The organism is Pseudomonas sp. URMO17WK12:I12 (assembly GCF_000514395.1).
Taxonomy (GTDB): Bacteria; Pseudomonadota; Gammaproteobacteria; order Pseudomonadales; family Pseudomonadaceae; genus Aquipseudomonas; species Aquipseudomonas mucoides.
The window spans coordinates 200,803-219,290 of record NZ_AZVV01000012.1 but is presented as its reverse complement, the minus strand read 5'-3'; the positions used below and the strand labels follow the sequence as shown (position 1 = coordinate 219,290).

At 59.4% G+C, this 18,488-nt stretch carries 20 protein-coding genes; 7 read left to right on the top strand and 13 right to left on the bottom strand.

From position 1 onward, the window contains the following. Nucleotides 1-23 precede the first annotated feature (23 nt). The 3 genes from cysN to D882_RS0118220 form a co-directional block, all read right to left on the bottom strand. The gene (gene cysN, locus D882_RS0118230; protein WP_027924548.1) at nt 24-1,922 is read right to left on the bottom strand and encodes a sulfate adenylyltransferase subunit CysN; all 1,899 of its coding nucleotides are present in this window, start codon (nt 1,920-1,922) and stop codon (nt 24-26) included. Nucleotides 1,923-1,931: 9 nt separating this feature from the next. Beyond that, nucleotides 1,932-2,849 carry a sulfate adenylyltransferase subunit CysD gene (gene cysD / locus D882_RS0118225; RefSeq protein WP_027924547.1) on the bottom strand — a complete coding sequence of 306 codons (918 nt, stop codon included), beginning with the start codon at nt 2,847-2,849 and terminating at the stop codon, nt 1,932-1,934. Between the two features lie 207 nt (nt 2,850-3,056). Further along, nucleotides 3,057-3,815, bottom strand: a complete 759-nt coding sequence (locus D882_RS0118220) for a Nif3-like dinuclear metal center hexameric protein (RefSeq protein ID WP_027924546.1) — start codon at nt 3,813-3,815, stop codon at nt 3,057-3,059. A 102-nt stretch (nt 3,816-3,917) separates the two neighbouring features. Between D882_RS0118220 and algW the strand changes: the two genes are divergently transcribed. Further along, entirely contained in the window at nt 3,918-5,078 is a 1,161-nt protein-coding gene (algW, locus tag D882_RS0118215; RefSeq protein WP_027924545.1) for a Do family serine endopeptidase AlgW, read from the top strand. Between the two features lie 121 nt (nt 5,079-5,199). Here the strand turns inward: algW and hisC are convergent, their stop codons facing one another. The 10 genes from hisC to D882_RS0118165 all read right to left on the bottom strand — a co-directional run bounded on the left by hisC (nt 5,200) and on the right by D882_RS0118165 (nt 13,136). Then, a complete protein-coding gene (gene hisC, locus D882_RS0118210) occupies nt 5,200-6,252 on the bottom strand; it encodes a histidinol-phosphate transaminase (RefSeq protein WP_027924544.1) in 1,053 nt (350 codons plus the stop codon). A gap of 2 nt (nt 6,253-6,254) precedes the next feature. Next, entirely contained in the window at nt 6,255-7,580 is a 1,326-nt protein-coding gene (gene hisD, locus D882_RS0118205) for a histidinol dehydrogenase (RefSeq protein ID WP_027924543.1), read from the bottom strand. Between the two features lie 124 nt (nt 7,581-7,704). Further along, nucleotides 7,705-8,340 carry an ATP phosphoribosyltransferase gene (gene hisG / locus D882_RS0118200; RefSeq protein ID WP_007942738.1) on the bottom strand — a complete coding sequence of 212 codons (636 nt, stop codon included), beginning with the start codon at nt 8,338-8,340 and terminating at the stop codon, nt 7,705-7,707. 126 nt (nt 8,341-8,466) lie between these two features. Next, nucleotides 8,467-9,732 (bottom strand): UDP-N-acetylglucosamine 1-carboxyvinyltransferase, encoded by a 1,266-nt coding sequence (murA, locus tag D882_RS0118195; RefSeq protein ID WP_027924542.1) that lies wholly within the window; start codon nt 9,730-9,732, stop codon nt 8,467-8,469. 22 nt (nt 9,733-9,754) lie between these two features. Next, complete coding sequence (locus D882_RS0118190; protein WP_007912386.1) at nt 9,755-9,994, bottom strand: BolA family protein; 240 nt, start codon at nt 9,992-9,994, stop codon at nt 9,755-9,757. A gap of 113 nt (nt 9,995-10,107) precedes the next feature. Then, nucleotides 10,108-10,413 carry a lipid asymmetry maintenance protein MlaB gene (locus D882_RS0118185; protein WP_027924541.1) on the bottom strand — a complete coding sequence of 102 codons (306 nt, stop codon included), beginning with the start codon at nt 10,411-10,413 and terminating at the stop codon, nt 10,108-10,110. Then, on the bottom strand, nt 10,410-11,051 hold the full coding sequence (locus D882_RS0118180; RefSeq protein ID WP_027924540.1) for a phospholipid-binding protein MlaC: 642 nt from the start codon (nt 11,049-11,051) through the stop codon (nt 10,410-10,412). The genes D882_RS0118185 and D882_RS0118180 overlap by 4 nt, the downstream gene beginning before the upstream one ends. 11 nt (nt 11,052-11,062) lie before the next feature. Continuing rightward, on the bottom strand, nt 11,063-11,530 hold the full coding sequence (mlaD, locus tag D882_RS0118175; protein ID WP_027924539.1) for an outer membrane lipid asymmetry maintenance protein MlaD: 468 nt from the start codon (nt 11,528-11,530) through the stop codon (nt 11,063-11,065). Then, a complete protein-coding gene (mlaE, locus tag D882_RS0118170; protein WP_027924538.1) occupies nt 11,530-12,327 on the bottom strand; it encodes a lipid asymmetry maintenance ABC transporter permease subunit MlaE in 798 nt (265 codons plus the stop codon). The genes mlaD and mlaE overlap by 1 nt, the downstream gene beginning before the upstream one ends. Further along, nucleotides 12,327-13,136 (bottom strand): ATP-binding cassette domain-containing protein, encoded by an 810-nt coding sequence (locus D882_RS0118165; protein WP_027924537.1) that lies wholly within the window; start codon nt 13,134-13,136, stop codon nt 12,327-12,329. Before D882_RS0118165 ends, mlaE begins: the two co-directional genes overlap by 1 nt. A gap of 277 nt (nt 13,137-13,413) precedes the next feature. Between D882_RS0118165 and D882_RS0118160 the strand changes: the two genes are divergently transcribed. The 6 genes from D882_RS0118160 to D882_RS0118135 all read left to right on the top strand — a co-directional run bounded on the left by D882_RS0118160 (nt 13,414) and on the right by D882_RS0118135 (nt 18,429). Continuing rightward, nucleotides 13,414-14,388, top strand: a complete 975-nt coding sequence (locus tag D882_RS0118160) for a KpsF/GutQ family sugar-phosphate isomerase (RefSeq protein ID WP_027924536.1) — start codon at nt 13,414-13,416, stop codon at nt 14,386-14,388. Then, on the top strand, nt 14,388-14,912 hold the full coding sequence (locus D882_RS0118155) for an HAD family hydrolase (protein ID WP_027924535.1): 525 nt from the start codon (nt 14,388-14,390) through the stop codon (nt 14,910-14,912). The genes D882_RS0118160 and D882_RS0118155 overlap by 1 nt, the downstream gene beginning before the upstream one ends. A 7-nt stretch (nt 14,913-14,919) precedes the next feature. Beyond that, the gene (gene lptC / locus D882_RS0118150; RefSeq protein WP_027924534.1) at nt 14,920-15,492 is read left to right on the top strand and encodes an LPS export ABC transporter periplasmic protein LptC; all 573 of its coding nucleotides are present in this window, start codon (nt 14,920-14,922) and stop codon (nt 15,490-15,492) included. After that, the gene (lptA, locus tag D882_RS0118145) at nt 15,479-16,027 is read left to right on the top strand and encodes a lipopolysaccharide transport periplasmic protein LptA (protein WP_027924533.1); all 549 of its coding nucleotides are present in this window, start codon (nt 15,479-15,481) and stop codon (nt 16,025-16,027) included. The genes lptC and lptA overlap by 14 nt, the downstream gene beginning before the upstream one ends. After that, nucleotides 16,027-16,752, top strand: a complete 726-nt coding sequence (lptB, locus tag D882_RS0118140; RefSeq protein ID WP_027924532.1) for an LPS export ABC transporter ATP-binding protein — start codon at nt 16,027-16,029, stop codon at nt 16,750-16,752. The genes lptA and lptB overlap by 1 nt, the downstream gene beginning before the upstream one ends. Nucleotides 16,753-16,935: 183 nt before the next feature. Next, on the top strand, nt 16,936-18,429 hold the full coding sequence (locus tag D882_RS0118135; RefSeq protein WP_027924531.1) for an RNA polymerase factor sigma-54: 1,494 nt from the start codon (nt 16,936-16,938) through the stop codon (nt 18,427-18,429). Nucleotides 18,430-18,488: the final 59 nt, after the last annotated feature.

The window sequence follows — 18,488 nt, the reverse complement described above, 5'->3', positions numbered from 1 at the left end:
GTTTTTTATGGCCGGCTTAGCGCTTAGATCGCGCCGCGGCCACGCAGCAGATCCAGCACCTGCTTGACGCTCTCTTCCAGCGACAGCGACTGGGTATCGACCACAAGGTCAGCATCCAGCGGCACATCGAACGGGAAGGAATCGCCCGGGATGTTATCCCCGGCCGCCGCGTACAGACCCTGCGGGTCACGTTCGGCGCAAACAGTCGGCGAGGCCTGGACGTAAACGGTCAGCAAACGCTCCTTGCCGATCAGTTCCCTGGCCTGCTCACGACCTTCAGCACTCGGTGCAACGAAGGCTGCGAGGGTCAGCAAACCGGCTTCGTTGAACTGACGCGCTACGTGTGCCGCACGACGCCAGTTCTCGGTACGCCCGGCGCGATCCTGTGGCAGACCTTTGTTCAGGTCATGGCGCAGGTTCTGACCATCGAGCACAAACACCGCACGGCCCATGTCGAACAGCTTGCGTTCAACCGCGTAGGCCAGGGTGCTTTTACCAGCGCCCGACAGGCCGCTGAACAACACGGTGGCCGGTTGCTGGCCGAAGCGCTGGGCGCGTTCTTCAGTGGCGACGTGAGCGAGCTTGCCATGGTGCGTAGCGCTGCCATGGGCCACCGGCTGAGCGATGATCATGCCAGCGGCGACGGTGCCATTGGTCAAACGATCAATGACGATGAACGAACCGGTAGTACGGTTGCTCGCGTAACCGTCCAGCGCGATGGCCGCGTCGAGGCTGATCTTGACCCGACCGATCTCGTTCAGTTGCAAGGCGCTGGCCGGACCTTCTTCCAGGGTGTTCACGTCAACGCGGTTGACGATGCTGGTAATCGAACCCGGCACGTAAGTGGTGGCGCGTTTGATGTCGTATTTCTTGCCCGGCAACATCGGCTCTTCGGCCATCCACACCAGCATGGCGTCGAAGGCGTCAGTCACTTGCGGCAGGTTGTCGGCGTGTACCAGCAAGTCGCCGCGGGAGATGTCGATTTCGTCTTCCATGGTCAGCGTCACTGCCTGGCCTGGACCGGCATGCTCCAGCTCACCTTCGAAGGTGACGATGGATTTCACTCGGCTGCTCTTGCCTGACGGTAGCACAACGACTTCGTCGCCCTTGTGCACGACGCCGCTGGCCAAGGTGCCGGCGAAACCACGGAAGTTCAGGTTTGGACGGTTGACGTACTGCACCGGGAAACGCAGGTCGGTGTAGTTGCGGTCGCTGGCGATTTCGACGGTTTCCAGAATTTCCATCAGCGACTGGCCGGTGTACCACGGCGAGCGCTCGGACTTGTTCACCACGTTGTCGCCCTTGAGCGCCGACATCGGCACGAAGGCCATGGTGGTCGGCTTGAAGGCGATGCCTTCGGCGAACTTCAGGTAATCGGCCTTGATCGACTCAAAGACATTTTCGTCGAAGCCGTTGAGGTCCATCTTGTTGATGGCCACAACGATGTGTTTGATGCCCAGCAACGAAGCGATAAAGCTGTGGCGACGGGTCTGGGTCTGCACGCCATAACGGGCGTCGACCAGGATGATCGCCAGGTCACAGGTGGATGCACCGGTGGCCATGTTGCGGGTGTACTGCTCATGGCCGGGGGTGTCGGCGATGATGAATTTGCGCTTGGCGGTGGAGAAATAGCGGTAAGCGACATCGATGGTGATGCCCTGCTCACGCTCGGCCTGCAGGCCGTCGACCAGCAACGCCAGGTCGATGTCATCACCGGTGGTGCCGACTTTCTTCGAGTCGCGGGTAATGGCTTCCAGGTGATCTTCGTAGATCATCTTGGAGTCGTGCAGCAGGCGCCCGATCAGGGTGCTCTTGCCGTCATCGACGTTGCCACAGGTCAGAAAGCGCAGCATTTCCTTGCGTTCGTGCTGGCCCAGGTAGGCGAGGATGTCCTCGCTGATCAAATCAGATACGTGCGACATGACAACCCCTTAGAAATAACCCTGACGTTTCTTTTCTTCCATCGAGCCTGCGCCATCGTGGTCGATGACCCGGCCCTGGCGTTCGGAAGTTCGCGTCAGGAGCATTTCCTGAATGATGTCGGTCAGCGTGACAGCCTCGGACTCGACCGCACCGGTCAGCGGGTAGTCGCCGAGCGTACGGAAACGGACCTTCTTCTTGACGATGCGCGCCTTGTCTTCATCGCTCAGGTGATTGAGCAGACGTTCGTCGTCAATCATGATCCAGGTGCCATTCATTTCGATGACGTCGCGTTCGGCGGCGAAATACAGCGGCACAATCGGGATGCCTTCGAGGTAGATGTACTGCCAGATGTCCAGTTCGGTCCAGTTCGACAACGGGAACACACGAATGGATTCGCCCTTGTTGACGTTGCCGTTGTAGACGTTCCACAGCTCTGGACGCTGGTTTTTCGGGTCCCAGCGGTGCTTGGTGTCGCGGAAGGAATACACGCGTTCTTTGGCGCGGGATTTCTCTTCGTCACGACGGGCACCACCGAAAGCGGCATCGAAACCATACTTGTCGAGGGCCTGCTTGAGGCCTTCGGTTTTCATGATATCGGTGTGCTTGGCACTGCCGTGGGTCAGCGGGTTGATGCCCTGTGCAACGCCATCGGGGTTCACGTGTACCAGCAGGTCAAGGCCGAGCTCTTCGACCATGCGGTCGCGGAACGCGTACATTTCCTTGAACTTCCACCGGGTGTCGACGTGCATCACCGGGAACGGCAGCTTGCCCGGGAAGAACGCCTTGCGCGCAAGGTGCAGCATCACGGCGGAATCTTTACCGACGGAGTACAGCATCACCGGGTTATCGAACTCGGCGGCGACCTCGCGGATGATGTGGATGCTTTCGGCCTCCAGCTGTTTCAGATGCGTCAGTTTGTCGACCATGGCTACTCACGAAAACGATCTTATGGACGGCCAGCGGGCCGTGTTCGAGCGAAGAATCCTAGCACAGCGACCTCTTCTAATCAGGACGCCAACTAGATCGAAAGGGTATATGAATATACCCCCTCGTTTGGGCGCCACAGCCCCATGCGGAAGCAAACGCCCTCCCACATTCTTGAAGGGTGCTGTTCACAGAATTTGCACAAACCCTCAAATAGGATTGGGGCAATCAATGAAGATATGTTCGAGGGCAAACCGGCGCGCCAGATAATCACCCAGTGCCTGGACACCATAACGCTCGGTGGCGTGATGGCCGGCGGCGATGAAGCTGATGTCGTTTTCCCGCGCGCTGTGAAAGGTCTGCTCGGAGGCTTCGCCACTGAGGTAAAGATCGACACCGGCCAACACTGCCTGATCGATGTAACCCTGACCGCCGCCCGTGCACCAACCGACCCGGCGGATCATCTCGCTGCCTTCGATCAGCAGCGGCTCGCGGCCCATGACTTCCTGCACGCGACGGGCGAAATCACGCGGCGTCATCGGTTCGCTCAACGAACCGACCAGGCCAACAACTTTAAGATTGTCCGGATCCAGCGGACCTTCGACGGTGATGTCGAGCTGACGTGCCAGTTGCACGTTGTTGCCGACTTCCGGGTGCAGATCCAGCGGCAAGTGATAAGAAAGCAGGCTGATGTCGTGCTTGAGCAAGGTCTTCAATCGACGCTGTTTCATGCCGGTGATGCACGGGTTCTCGCCTTTCCAGAAATAACCGTGATGCACCAGCACCAGATCAGCCTCGGCTTCGACCGCCGCGTCCAGCAGTGCCTGGCTGGCTGTGACGCCACTGACAATGCGCATCACTTGCGGCCGGCCCTCGACCTGCAAGCCGTTGGGGCAATAATCGGCAATTTTGGCGCTGGAGAGGTAACGGTCGGCTTCTTCGACCAGGGTGCTCAGGGCGACGGCCATAAAAGACTCCTAAATATCCCGTTCAGAGGCGCGCTTGGCCTCGTATAATGCGCGACATTATGGGCGGTCTCATACCGCCTGCAACCTTTCAGGAAGTGCTTAATGCTCAAGGCGCTGCGTTTTTCCGGCTGGCCGCTGTTGGCCGGCGTGCTTATCGCTCTTTTGATAATTCAGCGTTACCCGCAGTGGGTCGGGCTTCCGAGCCTCGACGTGAACTTGCAGCAAGCACCGCAAACCACCAGTGTGCAACAGGGGCCGGTGTCCTATGCCGACGCCGTGGTCATTGCTGCACCTGCGGTGGTCAACCTGTACACCACCAAGGTCATCAACAAACCGAATCACCCACTGTTCGAAGACCCGCAGTTTCGCCGCTTCTTCGGGGACAATTCGCCCAAACAGAAGCGTATGGAGTCGAGCCTGGGTTCTGGCGTGATCATGAGCCCGGAAGGTTACATCCTGACCAACAACCACGTAACCACCGGGGCCGACCAGATTGTCGTGGCGCTCAAGGATGGCCGTGAGACCCTGGCTCGCGTGATCGGCAGTGACCCGGAAACCGATCTCGCGGTATTGAAGATCGACCTGAAGACCCTGCCGGCAATCACCATCGGCCGTTCCGACAACATCCGCATCGGCGACGTGGCGCTGGCCATCGGCAACCCGTTCGGTGTCGGCCAGACCGTGACCATGGGCATCATCAGCGCCACCGGGCGCAATCAGCTGGGCCTGAACAACTACGAAGATTTCATCCAGACCGACGCTGCGATCAATCCCGGCAACTCCGGCGGTGCGTTGGTGGACGCCAATGGCAACCTGACCGGCATCAACACGGCGATTTTCTCCAAATCTGGCGGCTCGCAAGGCATCGGGTTTGCGATCCCGGTCAAACTGGCGATGGAAGTGATGAAGTCGATCATCGAACACGGCCAGGTGATTCGCGGCTGGCTGGGCATTGAAGTGCAGCCGTTGAGCCAGGAACTGGCGGAGTCGTTCGGTCTGTCGGGACGTCCGGGGATTGTAGTCGCGGGGATCTTCCGTGACGGTCCGGCGCAGAAAGCCGGCCTGCAATTGGGTGATGTGATTCTCAGCATCGACGGCGAACCGGCCGGCGATGGTCGCCGTTCGATGAACCAGGTCGCGCGGATCAAGCCGACGGACAAGGTGACGGTTCAAGTAATGCGCAATGGCAAGGAGCTGAAGCTCACTGCCGAGATCGGCCTGCGCCCACCACCGGCACCGGTCAAAGAGAAAGAAGAAGAGTAACAGCCCTCCAGATCCCTTGTGGGAGCGTGGCTTGCCCGCGATGGCAACACCGCGGTGTATCAGGTACACCGCGTTATCGTTCATCGCGGGCAAGCCACGCTCCAACAGGGGTGGTGGTGGTTTAGAGGTCGCCGAGGCCGTCGATCAGCGCCTGGTTCTGCTCCGGTGTGCCGATGGAGATCCGCAGGAACTGGGCAATCCGCTCCTGCTTGAAGTGCCGAACGATCACGCCCTGCTCTCGCAACTTCGCCGCCAGCCCTGCCGCATCGTGCTTCGGATGACGGGCAAAAATGAAGTTGGCTGCCGACGGCAACACCTCAAAACCCTTCGCCTCAAGTTGCCCGACGACCTTGTCGCGACTCTCGATCACCAGCTGACAGGTCTTGTCGAAGTACTCACGATCCTCAAACGCCGCCGCAGCCCCGACAATCGCCAGGCGATCCAGCGGATAAGAGTTGAAGCTGTTCTTGATCCGCTCCAGCGCCTCGATCAAGTCCGGATGCCCCACCGCCAGGCCAACCCGCAGGCCGGCCAGTGAACGGGATTTGGACAGGGTCTGAGTCACCAGCAGGTTCGGATAACGGTCCACCAACGTGATCGCCGTCTCTCCGCCAAAGTCGATGTAGGCCTCATCTACCACGACCACTGAATCCGGGCTGGCCTTGAGGATCTGCTCAACGGCGTCCAGCGCCAGCAGGCAACCGGTCGGTGCATTCGGGTTCGGGAAGATGATCCCGCCGTTTGGCTTGGCGTAGTCGGCCGGGTTGATCTGGAACTGCTCGTCCAGCGGCACCGCGTCGAACCTGATGCCATACAACCCGCAGTAAACCGGATAGAAGCTGTAGCTGATGTCCGGGAACAGCAGCGGCTGATCGTGTTGCAGCAGACCGTGGAAGATGTGCGCCAGGACTTCATCGGAACCGTTGCCGAGGAACACCTGATTGCCTTGCACGCCGTAGTACCTGGCAACAGCCTGCTTGAGCAGGTCGCTGTTCGGGTCCGGGTACAAACGCAGATTGTCGTTCAGTTCGGTCTGCATCGCCGCCAGGGCTTTAGGCGATGGACCGTACGGGTTTTCGTTGGTGTTGAGCTTCACCAGTTTCGTCAATTTTGGCTGCTCGCCCGGCACGTAAGGCACCAGGCTCTTGACGAAGGGGCTCCAGAATTTACTCATCTTCAGTTCCCCTGCTTGTCGTCAATGATGCGGTATTCGGCACTACGGGCGTGGGCCGTCAGCGACTCGCCACGGGCCAGTACGGAAGCGGTCTTGCCCAACTCGGACGCACCCTGCTCGGAACAGAAGATGATCGAGGAGCGTTTCTGGAAGTCGTACACACCCAGCGGCGAAGAAAAACGCGCGGTGCCAGACGTCGGCAACACGTGGTTCGGACCGGCGCAGTAGTCGCCCAAGGCTTCGGAGGTGTGACGGCCCATGAAGATCGCGCCCGCGTGACGGATCTGCGGCAACCACGCCTGCGGATCAGCGACCGACAACTCAAGGTGTTCCGGTGCGATGCGGTTGGCCACTTCGATGGCTTGTTCCATGTCGCGGACCTTGATCAACGCGCCCCGGCCATTGATCGAGGTTTCGATGATCTCGGCGCGTTCCATGGTTGGCAGCAGCTTGGCGATGCTCGCGGCGACCTTGTCGAGGAATTCGGCGTCCGGGCTGACCAGAATCGCCTGGGCGTCTTCATCGTGCTCGGCCTGGGAGAACAGGTCCATGGCGATCCAGTCCGGATCGGTCTGGCCGTCGCACACCACGAGAATCTCGGACGGACCGGCGATCATGTCGATACCGACCTGACCAAACACATGACGCTTGGCGGTGGCGACATAGATGTTGCCCGGGCCCACCACTTTATCGACCTTCGGCACGCTTTCGGTGCCGTAAGCCAGCGCGGCAACCGCTTGGGCGCCGCCGATGGTGAACACGCGGTCGACGCCGGCAATGCAGGCCGCAGCCAGTACCAGCTCGTTGATTTCACCGCGCGGGGTCGGCACCACCATGACCACTTCGGTCACGCCCGCCACTTTGGCCGGGATCGCGTTCATCAGCACCGAAGACGGATACGACGCTTTGCCGCCCGGCACATACAGACCGGCGCGATCCAGCGGCGTGACCTTCTGGCCCAACACCGTGCCGTCGGCTTCGGTGTAGCTCCAGGAATCCTGTTTCTGTTTTTCGTGGTAGCTGCGCACGCGGGCCGCGGCTTTTTCCAGTGCTTCACGCTGCGGCACGGTGATCCGGGTCAGGGCCAGTTCCAGGCGCTCACGCGGCAGGATCAGGTCGGCCATCGAGGCGACTTCGAGGCCATCGAACTTCTGGGTGAATTCCACCAGCGCCGCATCGCCACGCTCGCGCACGGCTTTGATGATGTCCAGCACCCGCTGATTGACCGAGTCGTCAGACACACTTTCCCAGCTCAGCAGATGATCCAGATGATGTGCGAAATCCGGGTCAGCAGCGTTGAGTCGGCGAATTGCAGTCGGTGCGGTCATAGCGAGAGCCTCATAGGAATGGCAAAAACTCAGGTGCCCGAAGCTACCATCGATCCGCTTGGGCACCTGAGAATTCTGGCTATGAGGCGGATAGACGGGCGCGACTTAACGTCGCGCAGGTGAATCAGCCGCGGTGTCGAGACTCCACTGCCTTGCGCAGGGTGTCGATCAACGCCTGGATACGGGCGTGCTGCATTTTCATCGATGCTTTGTTGACGATCAGCCGGGAGCTGATGTCGGCAATGAAATCCTGAGGCTCCAGGCCATTGGCCCGCAGGGTGTTGCCGGTGTCGACCACGTCGATGATCTTGTCGGCCAGACCAATCAGCGGCGCCAGTTCCATCGAGCCGTACAGCTTGATGATGTCAACCTGACGACCCTGCTCGGCGTAGTAGCGCTTGGCAACGTTGACGAACTTGGTGGCAACCCGCAGACGGCCTTTGGGCTCGACATCGCCGACACGGCCGGCGGTCATCAGCTTGCACAGGGCAATGCGCAGGTCCAGAGGCTCGTACAGGCCCTGGCCGCCATATTCCATCAGCACATCTTTACCGGCGACGCCGAGGTCCGCGGCACCATGCTCGACATAGGTCGGCACGTCGGTGGCGCGCACGATCAGCAGACGTACGTCAGGCTGGGTCGTGGGAATGATCAGCTTGCGGCTCTTGTCCGGATTCTCGGTCGGCACGATGCCCGCTTCAGCCAGAAGCGGCAGGGTGTCGTCAAGGATGCGGCCCTTGGACAGTGCGATGGTCAACATGGGAAACGTCAGTCCTTATCAAGGTACTCATGCCCGGTCGCAAATGGCGCCGGACACACATCGAGCCGGAAACCGGCTCGACTTCAACAATTCAACGGGCATGTCCTTATGCCCATGCAGCAACTACTAGCCCGGTACGCGGCGGATCTTGGCGCCGAGCATCTGCAGTTTCTCTTCGATGCACTCGTAACCACGGTCGATGTGGTAGATGCGGTCGATCAGCGTGTCGCCTTCGGCGATCAACGCCGAGATCACCAGGCTGGCCGAAGCACGCAGGTCGGTGGCCATGACAGGCGCGCCTTTGAGCGTCTCGGTGCCGGTAACGATGGCAGTGTTGCCTTCGACCTGGATCTTGGCGCCCATGCGGTGCAGTTCGTAAACGTGCATGAAGCGGTTTTCGAAGATCGTCTCGATCACAGCGCCCGTGCCTTCGGCAATGGCGTTGAGGGAGATGAACTGCGCTTGCATGTCGGTAGGGAACGCCGGGTAAGGAGCGGTCCGCACGTTGACGGCTTTTGGCCGCTTGCCGTGCATGTTCAGCTCAATCCAGTCTTCGCCGCAGGTGATTTCGGCACCCGACTCGCGGAGTTTTTCCAGAACGGCTTCGAGGATAGTCGGATCAGTGTCCTTGACCTTCACACGACCGCCGGTCACGGCAGCCGCCACCAGGTAGGTGCCGGTTTCGATGCGGTCAGGCATCACTTTGTACGTGGTCGGGTGCAGACGCTCAACGCCATCAATGGTGATGGTGTCGGTGCCGGCGCCAGTGATCTTGGCACCCATGGCGATCAGGAAGTTCGCCAGGTCGATGACTTCAGGCTCACGAGCGGCGTTCTGCAACACGCTGCGGCCCTTGGCCAGAGCGGCCGCCATCATGATGTTTTCGGTGCCGGTCACGCTGACGGTGTCGAAGAAGAAGTGCGCGCCACGCAGGCCACCTTCAGGCGCCTTGGCCTTGATGTAGCCGCCTTCGACGTCGATGACCGCACCCATGGCTTCAAGGCCACGGATGTGCAGGTCAACCGGACGCGAACCGATGGCGCAACCGCCAGGCAGTGCGACTTCGGCTTCACCGAAACGGGCAACCATCGGGCCCAGCACCAGGATCGACGCACGCATGGTTTTAACCAGTTCGTACGGTGCGATCAGGGTCTTGATGGTGCGCGGGTCGATTTCGACGCTGAGCTTCTCGTCGATCACCGGCTCGATGCCCATGCGACCGAACAGCTCGATCATCGTGGTGATGTCGTGCAGGTGCGGCAGGTTGGCCACGGTTACCGGGCCATCACACAGCAGGGTGGCAGCCAGGATCGGCAGGGCAGAGTTCTTTGCCCCGGAGATGCGGATTTCGCCATCAAGACGAACGCCACCGGTAATAATCAATTTATCCATAAGAATCTCGACGCCCTTGGGCTCAGGTGCGCTCGGCCCAGGCCGCGCTGCTGAAAAATTTCATAGTGACCGCATGGATGCTGCCATCGGTGATCCATGGGTTCAAATGGGCATAGATCTGCTGCTGACGCTTCACCGGGCTCAACGCCGCCAGTTCATCGCTAATCACGTTCAGCTGGAAATTGCAGCCTTCGCCCTCAACTTCTACCAACGTTCCGGGCAGCTTTCCTTCAAGGAAGCTCTTCACTTCTACGGCCTGCATGCTCAACCTCAATCGGCGCCCTGTGCGCACGGGTCGGACATCATACAAAAAAGCCCCGCGCCTGCGAACCCCGCTAAGCAGGACTCTGACGGGGGGCTTCCTTATAGATGCGGTCAGGGGTGCGCCAACAGCTCGGTCAATTCGCTGACCTGAGCGATTTCACGCATGTCTTCGGGCATCCCACGGATGCTCAGCGCCTTGCCGGCCGCCTCTGCATCACGCATGAAGCACAGCAGCAGCGACAATCCGACGCTGCTGGACTTCAACACTGCCGAGCAGTCGACCACCAGTTCGGTAGCCGCGCTCGATTTAATCAACGCCTGCCCCTGCTTGCGCAAGCCAGGGGCCGTGAGGTAGTCCAGCATGCCGCTAAGCCGAAGTTCGCCGGACTCGCTCATGCGAATGGCCGACACACTCATTGGGCTGGCTTCTCAGTCGATGCCTTGGCTTTGGCGACTTCCCCGGCCCAACCGTTAATGGTCTTGTCCAGGTCGTTGCCATTGCGCTGCATCGCATCCGCGAACTGGTCACGGAACAGCTTGCCGATGTTGATACCGTTGATGATGACGTTGCGCAGTTTCCACTCGCCATTGATCTTTTCCAGTGTGTAAGACACCGGATAGATCGCGCCGTTACTGCCTTTGACGGTCATGCCGACGCTGGTGCGATCGCCCGATTCATCTTTGGCCGGGTCAACGGTGATGCCCTGATTGTTGTACTCGAGCAGCGCATTGCCATAAAACTGGAACAGACCCTTCTTGAAGTTTTCTTCGAAGGTTTTCATCTGTGCCGGCGTGGCTTTGCGTGAGTACTTGACCGTCATGATGCTCTTGGAGATGCCTTCGGCATCCACCACAGGTCCGACGATGGTGTTCAGCGCCGTATAGAAGTCCTGTGGATCCTGCTTGTACTTCTCTTTGTTGGCCGACAGATCGGCCAGCATCCGGTTGGTGGTGTCCTGTACCAGATCGTGCGCGGTAGGCGCCGCCACGGCGTTAGCCATCAACGGCAGCGCCGTGAGTACTACCAACAGGCCACGTCGCAAGGTAGAGATCATTCAAAAGCTCCTCATTTGGCGTCTTTGCTAACGGTATTGAGCAGGAATTTACCGATCAGGTCCTCAAGCACCAGCGACGACTGGGTGTCGTGGATGGTCCCACCATCCTTGAGCAAGGCTTCTTCGCCGCCCACGCTGATACCGATGTATTTCTCGCCCAACAGGCCAGCGGTCAGGATAGATGCAGTGGAGTCGGTCGGCAGGTTATCTACGCGCTTTTCCAGTTGCATGGTCACCCGACCGGTGAAGCTGTCGCGGTCCAGATCGATTGCGGTGACCTTGCCGATGGTGACGCCGGCCATGGTCACTTTAGCTCTGACCGTCAAACCGGCGATATTGTCGAAGTACGCATAAAGTTTATACGTGTCGGTGCTCGGGCTCGGGGACAGACCACTCACCCGCAACGCCAGCAGCAATAAAGCCAGGATGCCAGCCAGCAAGAAAAGGCCGACACCGATTTCCAGGGTGCGGTTTTGCATCAGAAATCTCCAAACATCAAGGCGGTCAAAATAAAGTCCAGGCCGAGTACAGCCAAAGAGGCATACACCACGGTCTTGGTAGTGGCACGACTGATCCCCTCGGAAGTGGGCTCACAGTCATAGCCTTGGAATACGGCGATCCAGGTCACGACGAACGCGAAGACGATGCTTTTGATGATGCCATTGAGCACGTCATCAGTGAACGTCACGCTGTTTTGCATGTTCGACCAGTACGAACCTTCATACACACCGAGCCAGTCGACGGCCACCCACGAACCACCCCAGATACCCACCACGCTGAAAATCATTGCCAGCACCGGCAGGGAAATGAAGCCGGCCCACAAGCGCGGGGCGACGATGTATTTGAGCGGGTCGACACCAATCATTTCCAGACTGGAGAGCTGTTCGGTGGATTTCATGTTGCCGATTTCCGCCGTCAGCGCCGAACCGGCACGCCCGGCAAACAGCAACGCCGTCACCACAGGTCCCAATTCACGCAATAGCGTCAGCGCAACCATCTGCCCGACCGCCTGCTCCGAGCCGTAGCTGGACAGGATGTTGAAGCCTTGCAGCGCCAGCACCATCCCGATGAACACGCCGGAGACGACAATGATCACCAGGGACATCACGCCGACAGAATGGAGCTGCTTGATCAGCAGGCCAAAGCCGCCGCCGATGCCACCGCGACCGAGCAAGGCATGGAACAGGAAAATCGTCGAGCGGCCGAACACCGCCAGCGCGTCGATGGCGGCATGGCCAAACCGGCGCACGCGCTCTATTAATGAAATCTTGCGCATCAACGCTTCCCCAGAAGATCTGCGCGGTAATCCGTCGCTGGAAAGTGGTATGCGACCGGACCGTCGGGTTCGCCGGTCATGAATTGACGGATCCGTGGCTCCTGCGAGTTCATCAGTTCCGCGGGAGTCCCCTGCCCCAACACCTGGCCTTCGCCGACGACATAGATGTAGTCGGCGATGCTCGCGGTTTCGGCCAGATCGTGGGACACCACGATACTGGTGATACCGAGCGCGTCGTTGAGCAGGCGGATCAGGCGCACCAGTACGCCCATGGCAATGGGGTCCTGGCCGACAAAGGGCTCGTCGTACATGAGGATCTGCGGATCGAGGGCAATCGCCCTGGCCAGCGCAACACGACGCTTCATGCCACCGGACAACTCGTCAGGCATCAGGTCGATGGCGCCACGCAAGCCCACGGCCTGCAATTTAAGCAGGACGATGTCGCGGATCATTTCTTCCGGCAGCTCGGTATGAACGCGCAGCGGAAACGCGACGTTCTCGAACACATCGAGGTCGGTAAACAGGGCGCCGCTCTGGAACAGCACCCCCATGTGTTTGCGCGCATCGAACAGATCACTGCGCGACAACTTGGGCAGGTTCTGGCCGTTGACCCAGACTTCGCCCTTGGTGGGACGCAATTGTGCGCCCATCAATCGCAACAGCGTGGTTTTGCCACACCCGGAAGGCCCCATGATGCCGGTGACCTTGCCGCGCGGGATACGGATATCGACGTTATTGAAAATGCTGCGCGTACCGCGCTTGAAGGTCAGTCCCTTCAGCTCGACCGCGTAGGCGTTATCGGCACTCATCTAAACTCCTTGCGATGCAGCCTCTCACTCGGACGCCTGGCTCTCTGACGAAAGCACATACCTCCCCGGGCAGGCCGAACTGGCGGCGAACTATATCACTGCAAAGGCCTGCCCCCCAAGGCCCAAGCCCGACCATGTTCAGTAACATGACAGGCAAAAAGCCTTGTTTAGAGGGGATTCGGTTACAGGGAATGACAAAGCGTGACGAACTAGCGTGAGGGTTTTGATCATTACCGCTATAATCGCCGCCTTTTCATCAGGCTATACGATTTCTGACATGAGCCAATCCAGCGACCTGATTCAATCAGCACAACGCACCATCCGCCTCGAACTGGAAGCCGTAGAAGGCTTGCTGCCCCACATCGACGCTGATTTCGTACGCGCTTGCGAGATGATTCTGGCCAGCAAAGGCCGCGTGGTGGTGGTCGGCATGGGTAAGTCCGGGCACATCGGCAACAAGATCGCCGCCACCCTGGCCAGCACCGGCACCACGGCTTTTTTCGTGCACCCGGCCGAAGCCAGCCACGGCGACATGGGCATGATCACGCGAGACGACATCATCCTGGCCCTGTCGAACTCCGGTTCCACCAACGAAATCGTCACCCTGTTGCCCCTGATCAAGCGTCTGGGCATACAGTTGATCAGCGTGACCGGCAACCCGGAATCACCGCTGGCCAAGGCTGCCGAGGTCAATCTCAACGTTCACGTCGAACACGAGGCCTGCCCGCTGAACCTGGCACCCACCTCCTCTACCACTGCCGCGTTGGTCATGGGCGACGCCCTGGCCGTTGCGTTGCTGGAAGCGCGCGGCTTTACCGCTGAAGACTTCGCCTTTTCCCACCCCGGTGGTGCGCTGGGCCGGCGTCTGCTGCTGAAAGTGGAAAACGTCATGCACGCCGGGCAAGAGCTGCCACAGGTTCAACGCGGCACCTTGCTCAAGGACGCGTTGATGGAAATGACCCGCAAGGGTCTGGGCATGACCGTCATTCTGGAAGCCGACGGCAAGCTGGCAGGGATCTTCACTGACGGTGATCTGCGCCGCACACTGGATCGCAGCATCGACATCCACAGCGCCACCATTGACCAGGTCATGACCGCACACGGCAAGACCGCCCGCGCCGAAATGCTCGCCGCCGAGGCCCTGAAAATCATGGAAGACCACAAAATCAACGCGCTGGTCGTGGTCGACAGCGAAGACCGTCCGGTCGGCGCCTTGAACATGCACGACTTGCTGCGCGCAGGAGTAATGTAATGAGTTCGGACCTGCTGCAACGCGGCAAACAGATCAAACTTGCCGTGTTCGACGTCGACGGCGTGCTGACTGACGGACGCCTGTACTTCCTCGAAGACGGCAGTGAGTTCAAGACGTTCAACACCCTCGACGGTCAAGGCATCAAGATGTTGATGGCGGCGGGCGTACAGACGGCTATCATCAGCGGCCGCAAGACCCCGGTGGTCGAACGACGAGCAAAAAACCTCGGCATCCCGCACCTTTATCAAGGTCGCGAGGACAAACTGGTGGTACTGGACGAACTTCTGGCCCAACTCAACCTAAGCTATGAACAAGTGGCCTATCTCGGTGACGACCTGCCGGACCTGCCGGTGATTCGCCGCGTCGGCCTCGGCATGGCGGTAGCCAACGCTGCCAGCTTCGTGCGTGAAAACGCCCATGGCATTACCGTCGCCCGTGGTGGCGAGGGTGCCGCTCGCGAATTCTGCGAATTGATCCTGCGCGCCCAGGGCCGCCTCGATGCGGCCAACGCCGCGTACCTGTGAGCCCATTATGCTAAGCAAAAAGTTTCGTAACATCCTGTTGTTCAGTTGCATCGCGGCGCTGTTCGCTGCGGTCGGCTACTGGAACATCAGCCCGGAACGCTTTCTCGACAAGACAGTTGCCCCTGTCGACGAAAGCGCGATCGACTATTACGCACTCAACGCCCATAGCGTGCAGTACCTGCCGGACGGCAAATTGCAGTACGAAATGACGTCCGACAAGGTCGAACACCTGAAAGTGTCCGAGGTCACGCTGCTGACCAACCCCGACCTGAACATGTTCCGCGGCACCCAGTTTCCCTGGCACGTCCAGAGCGAACATGGGGAAGTCAATCCAGACGGCACCCAGGTCGAGCTGATCGACTCGGTACGCATTACCCGTTTCGACGAAAAGAACCGCAGGACCCTGATTACCACCACCCGTATGACTGTGTTCCCGCAGCAGCAATATGCGCAGACCGACCAACCCGTTAGAATCGACGGCGCTGGCGGTGTATCGACAGGCAACGGAATGAAAGCGTACTTGAAAGAAAGCAGGATACACCTGCTATCTAACGTAAGAGGACAGTATGAGGCTCGTTAAAACCCTCCCTATTTTGCTCAGTCTGGGCGCAGCACTGGGAAGCGTGAGCGCCTGGGCTCTGCCGAACGATCAAGAGCAGCCAATCCGCATTCAGGCCGACGATGCCCAACTGGACGACAAGAATGGCGTGGCCACCTATAAAGGTGACGTGATCATCACCCAGGGCTCGATGATCGTTAAGGGCAACACCGTGACCATCACTCGTACGCCGGCTGGCGACATCGACGTGGTGACTTCGGTGGGCAACCTCGCCTACTTCGAGCAACTGCAGACCGCTGGCGACACCAAGCCTGTCCAGGGTTGGGGTGTGACTATCCAGTACCACGCCGCGCAAAACCGCGTCGTGCTGATCGACAAGGCAAAAGTTGTCGACAAGGACAACAACACCACCCAGGGCGAGAAAATCGTCTACGACACAGTCAAGAAGCTTGCGAGCGCTGGCCGTGCGACAGGCAACAAGGTCACCGAGGCGCGTCCACGCATCGACATGGTGATCCAGCCGAAGAAGAAAACCGACGAGCAGAAGGCCCAGTAATGGCAACTCTGAAAGCTCAGCATCTGGCCAAGAGCTACAAGAGCCGCCAGGTCGTGCGCGACGTCAGCCTGTCGATCGACAGCGGTCAAATCGTCGGCCTGCTGGGTCCCAACGGCGCCGGCAAGACCACCTGCTTCTACATGATTGTCGGCCTGGTGCAGGCCGATCAGGGCCGTGTGCTGATCGATGATCTGGACGTCAGCCACCAGCCGATGCACGGTCGTGCAAAGGCCGGTATCGGCTATCTGCCGCAAGAAGCGTCGATCTTCCGCAAACTCTCGGTGGCCGACAACATCATGGCGATCCTCGAGACCCGCAAGGAACTCGACAAGGCCGGGCGTCGCAAAGAGCTGGAAAGCCTGCTGCAGGAATTCCACATCAGCCACATCCGCGACAACCTCGGCATGAGCCTGTCGGGTGGTGAACGCCGCCGCGTGGAAATCGCTCGCGCACTGGCCACCAATCCGAAATTCATCCTGCTCGACGAACCTTTCGCCGGCGTGGACCCGATTTCGGTCGGCGACATCAAGCAGATCATCTACCACCTCAAGGCCAAAGGCATTGGCGTGCTGATCACTGACCACAACGTCCGTGAAACCCTGGATATCTGCGAAACGGCCTACATCGTCAACGATGGCCAGCTGATTGCCGAAGGCGACTCCGCCACTATCCTGGCCAACGACCTGGTTAAAGAAGTTTATCTGGGCCATGAGTTCCGCCTGTAAGCGTTGAGGTGTCTGGCTAGTCGACTGAGCGCTTACGACGATAAAAATCAACAGGTTTTTATTGTTACAGCGCTCTAGGCAAACACTTCAGTTTCAGGCATATAATTTGCTTATGTTTGGCGCTCCGGCGCCCTGTAGTGGATGGCGCATGTGCGCCGGCGAATAAGGTGTTAAGCCCCAGCCATGAAACCATCGCTAGTCTTGAGAATGGGCCAGCAGCTGACGATGACACCGCAGCTGCAACAGGCCATCCGCCTGCTCCAATTGTCGACCCTGGACCTGCAACAGGAAATCCAGGAGGCCCTGGAGTCCAATCCGATGCTCGAACGCCAGGAAGAAGGCGACGACTTCGACAACGCCGACCCCTTGGCCGACAAAGCCGAACAGCAACCCAATGCCGATGTTTCGGAACCCTCCTACCAGGAAACCGCCCCGACGGTGGACAACCTCGAGGAAGGTGACTGGAACGAGCGCATTCCCAACGAACTGCCCGTCGACACGGCCTGGGAAGACGTCTACCAGACCAGCGCCAGCAGCCTGCCGAGCAACGATGACGACGAATGGGACTTCACCACTCGCACTTCGGCTGGCGAGAGCCTGCAAAGCCACCTGCTCTGGCAACTGAACCTGGCACCGATGTCCGACACCGATCGCCTGATCGCCGTGACCCTGATCGACTGCATCAACAATCAGGGCTACCTGGATGAAACCCTGGAGGAGATCCTCGAAGCCTTCGATCCGGAACTGGACATCGAACTGGACGAAATCGAAGCCGTCCTGCACCGCATCCAGCAATTCGAACCGGCCGGCATCGGCGCTCGCAACCTGGGCGAATGCCTGCTGCTGCAATTGCGCCAATTGCCCGCCAAGACGCCTTGGCTGGCCGAAGCCAAGCGCCTGGTCTGCGACTACATCGATTTGCTCGGCAGTCGCGACTACAGCCAGCTGATGCGCCGCATGAAGCTCAAGGAAGATGAACTGCGCCAGGTCATCGAACTGGTCCAGAGTCTCAACCCGCGCCCCGGCTCGCAGATCGAATCCAGCGAAGCCGAGTACGTCGTTCCAGACGTGATCGTGCGCAAGGACAACGAACGCTGGCTGGTGGAACTGAACCAGGAGTCGGTTCCAAGGCTGCGGGTCAACGCCCAGTACGCCGGGTTTGTCCGTCGCGCCGACACCAGCGCCGACAACACCTTCATGCGCAATCAGCTGCAAGAGGCCCGCTGGTTCATCAAGAGCCTGCAAAGCCGCAACGAAACCCTGATGAAAGTTGCCACCCAGATCGTCGAGCATCAGCGCGGCTTCCTCGAATACGGCGACGAAGCCATGAAGCCGCTGGTCCTGCATGACATCGCCGAAGCGGTAGGCATGCACGAATCGACGATTTCACGGGTGACCACGCAAAAATTCATGCATACCCCTCGGGGTATTTATGAGTTGAAATACTTTTTCTCCAGTCACGTCAGCACCTCCGAAGGCGGCGAATGCTCGTCCACGGCGATCCGCGCGATCATCAAAAAACTGGTTGCCGCGGAAAATCAGAAAAAGCCGTTGAGTGACAGCAAGATCGCTGGTTTACTGGAGGCACAAGGCATTCAGGTGGCTCGCCGCACCGTCGCCAAGTACCGCGAATCCTTAGGGATCGCGCCTTCGAGCGAACGCAAGCGGTTGATGTAGAGCCACGCCACAGCGTTCCAGTGGTAGATCATCTGATCTACCGCTTTATGCACTGGCAA

Bases quoted from the DNA above. Each gene is read 5' to 3' on its own strand.
- murA (WP_027924542.1), bottom strand. From the start codon at position 9,732: ATGGATAAATTGATTATTACCGGTGGCGTTCGTCTTGATGGCGAAATC.
- D882_RS0118180 (WP_027924540.1), bottom strand. From the start codon at position 11,051: ATGATCTCTACCTTGCGACGTGGCCTGTTGGTAGTACTCACGGCGCTG.
- D882_RS0118220 (WP_027924546.1), bottom strand. From the start codon at position 3,815: ATGGCCGTCGCCCTGAGCACCCTGGTCGAAGAAGCCGACCGTTACCTC.
- D882_RS0118190 (WP_007912386.1), bottom strand. From the start codon at position 9,994: ATGCAGGCCGTAGAAGTGAAGAGCTTCCTTGAAGGAAAGCTGCCCGGA.
- D882_RS0118160 (WP_027924536.1), top strand. From the start codon at position 13,414: ATGAGCCAATCCAGCGACCTGATTCAATCAGCACAACGCACCATCCGC.
- lptC (WP_027924534.1), top strand. From the start codon at position 14,920: ATGCTAAGCAAAAAGTTTCGTAACATCCTGTTGTTCAGTTGCATCGCG.
- cysN (WP_027924548.1), bottom strand. From the start codon at position 1,922: ATGTCGCACGTATCTGATTTGATCAGCGAGGACATCCTCGCCTACCTG.
- D882_RS0118165 (WP_027924537.1), bottom strand. From the start codon at position 13,136: ATGAGTGCCGATAACGCCTACGCGGTCGAGCTGAAGGGACTGACCTTC.
- D882_RS0118155 (WP_027924535.1), top strand. From the start codon at position 14,388: ATGAGTTCGGACCTGCTGCAACGCGGCAAACAGATCAAACTTGCCGTG.
- D882_RS0118185 (WP_027924541.1), bottom strand. From the start codon at position 10,413: ATGAGTGTGTCGGCCATTCGCATGAGCGAGTCCGGCGAACTTCGGCTT.
- mlaD (WP_027924539.1), bottom strand. From the start codon at position 11,530: ATGCAAAACCGCACCCTGGAAATCGGTGTCGGCCTTTTCTTGCTGGCT.
- mlaE (WP_027924538.1), bottom strand. From the start codon at position 12,327: ATGCGCAAGATTTCATTAATAGAGCGCGTGCGCCGGTTTGGCCATGCC.
- D882_RS0118135 (WP_027924531.1), top strand. From the start codon at position 16,936: ATGAAACCATCGCTAGTCTTGAGAATGGGCCAGCAGCTGACGATGACA.
- hisG (WP_007942738.1), bottom strand. From the start codon at position 8,340: ATGTTGACCATCGCACTGTCCAAGGGCCGCATCCTTGACGACACCCTG.
- lptB (WP_027924532.1), top strand. From the start codon at position 16,027: ATGGCAACTCTGAAAGCTCAGCATCTGGCCAAGAGCTACAAGAGCCGC.
- cysD (WP_027924547.1), bottom strand. From the start codon at position 2,849: ATGGTCGACAAACTGACGCATCTGAAACAGCTGGAGGCCGAAAGCATC.
- algW (WP_027924545.1), top strand. From the start codon at position 3,918: ATGCTCAAGGCGCTGCGTTTTTCCGGCTGGCCGCTGTTGGCCGGCGTG.
- hisC (WP_027924544.1), bottom strand. From the start codon at position 6,252: ATGAGTAAATTCTGGAGCCCCTTCGTCAAGAGCCTGGTGCCTTACGTG.
- lptA (WP_027924533.1), top strand. From the start codon at position 15,479: ATGAGGCTCGTTAAAACCCTCCCTATTTTGCTCAGTCTGGGCGCAGCA.
- hisD (WP_027924543.1), bottom strand. From the start codon at position 7,580: ATGACCGCACCGACTGCAATTCGCCGACTCAACGCTGCTGACCCGGAT.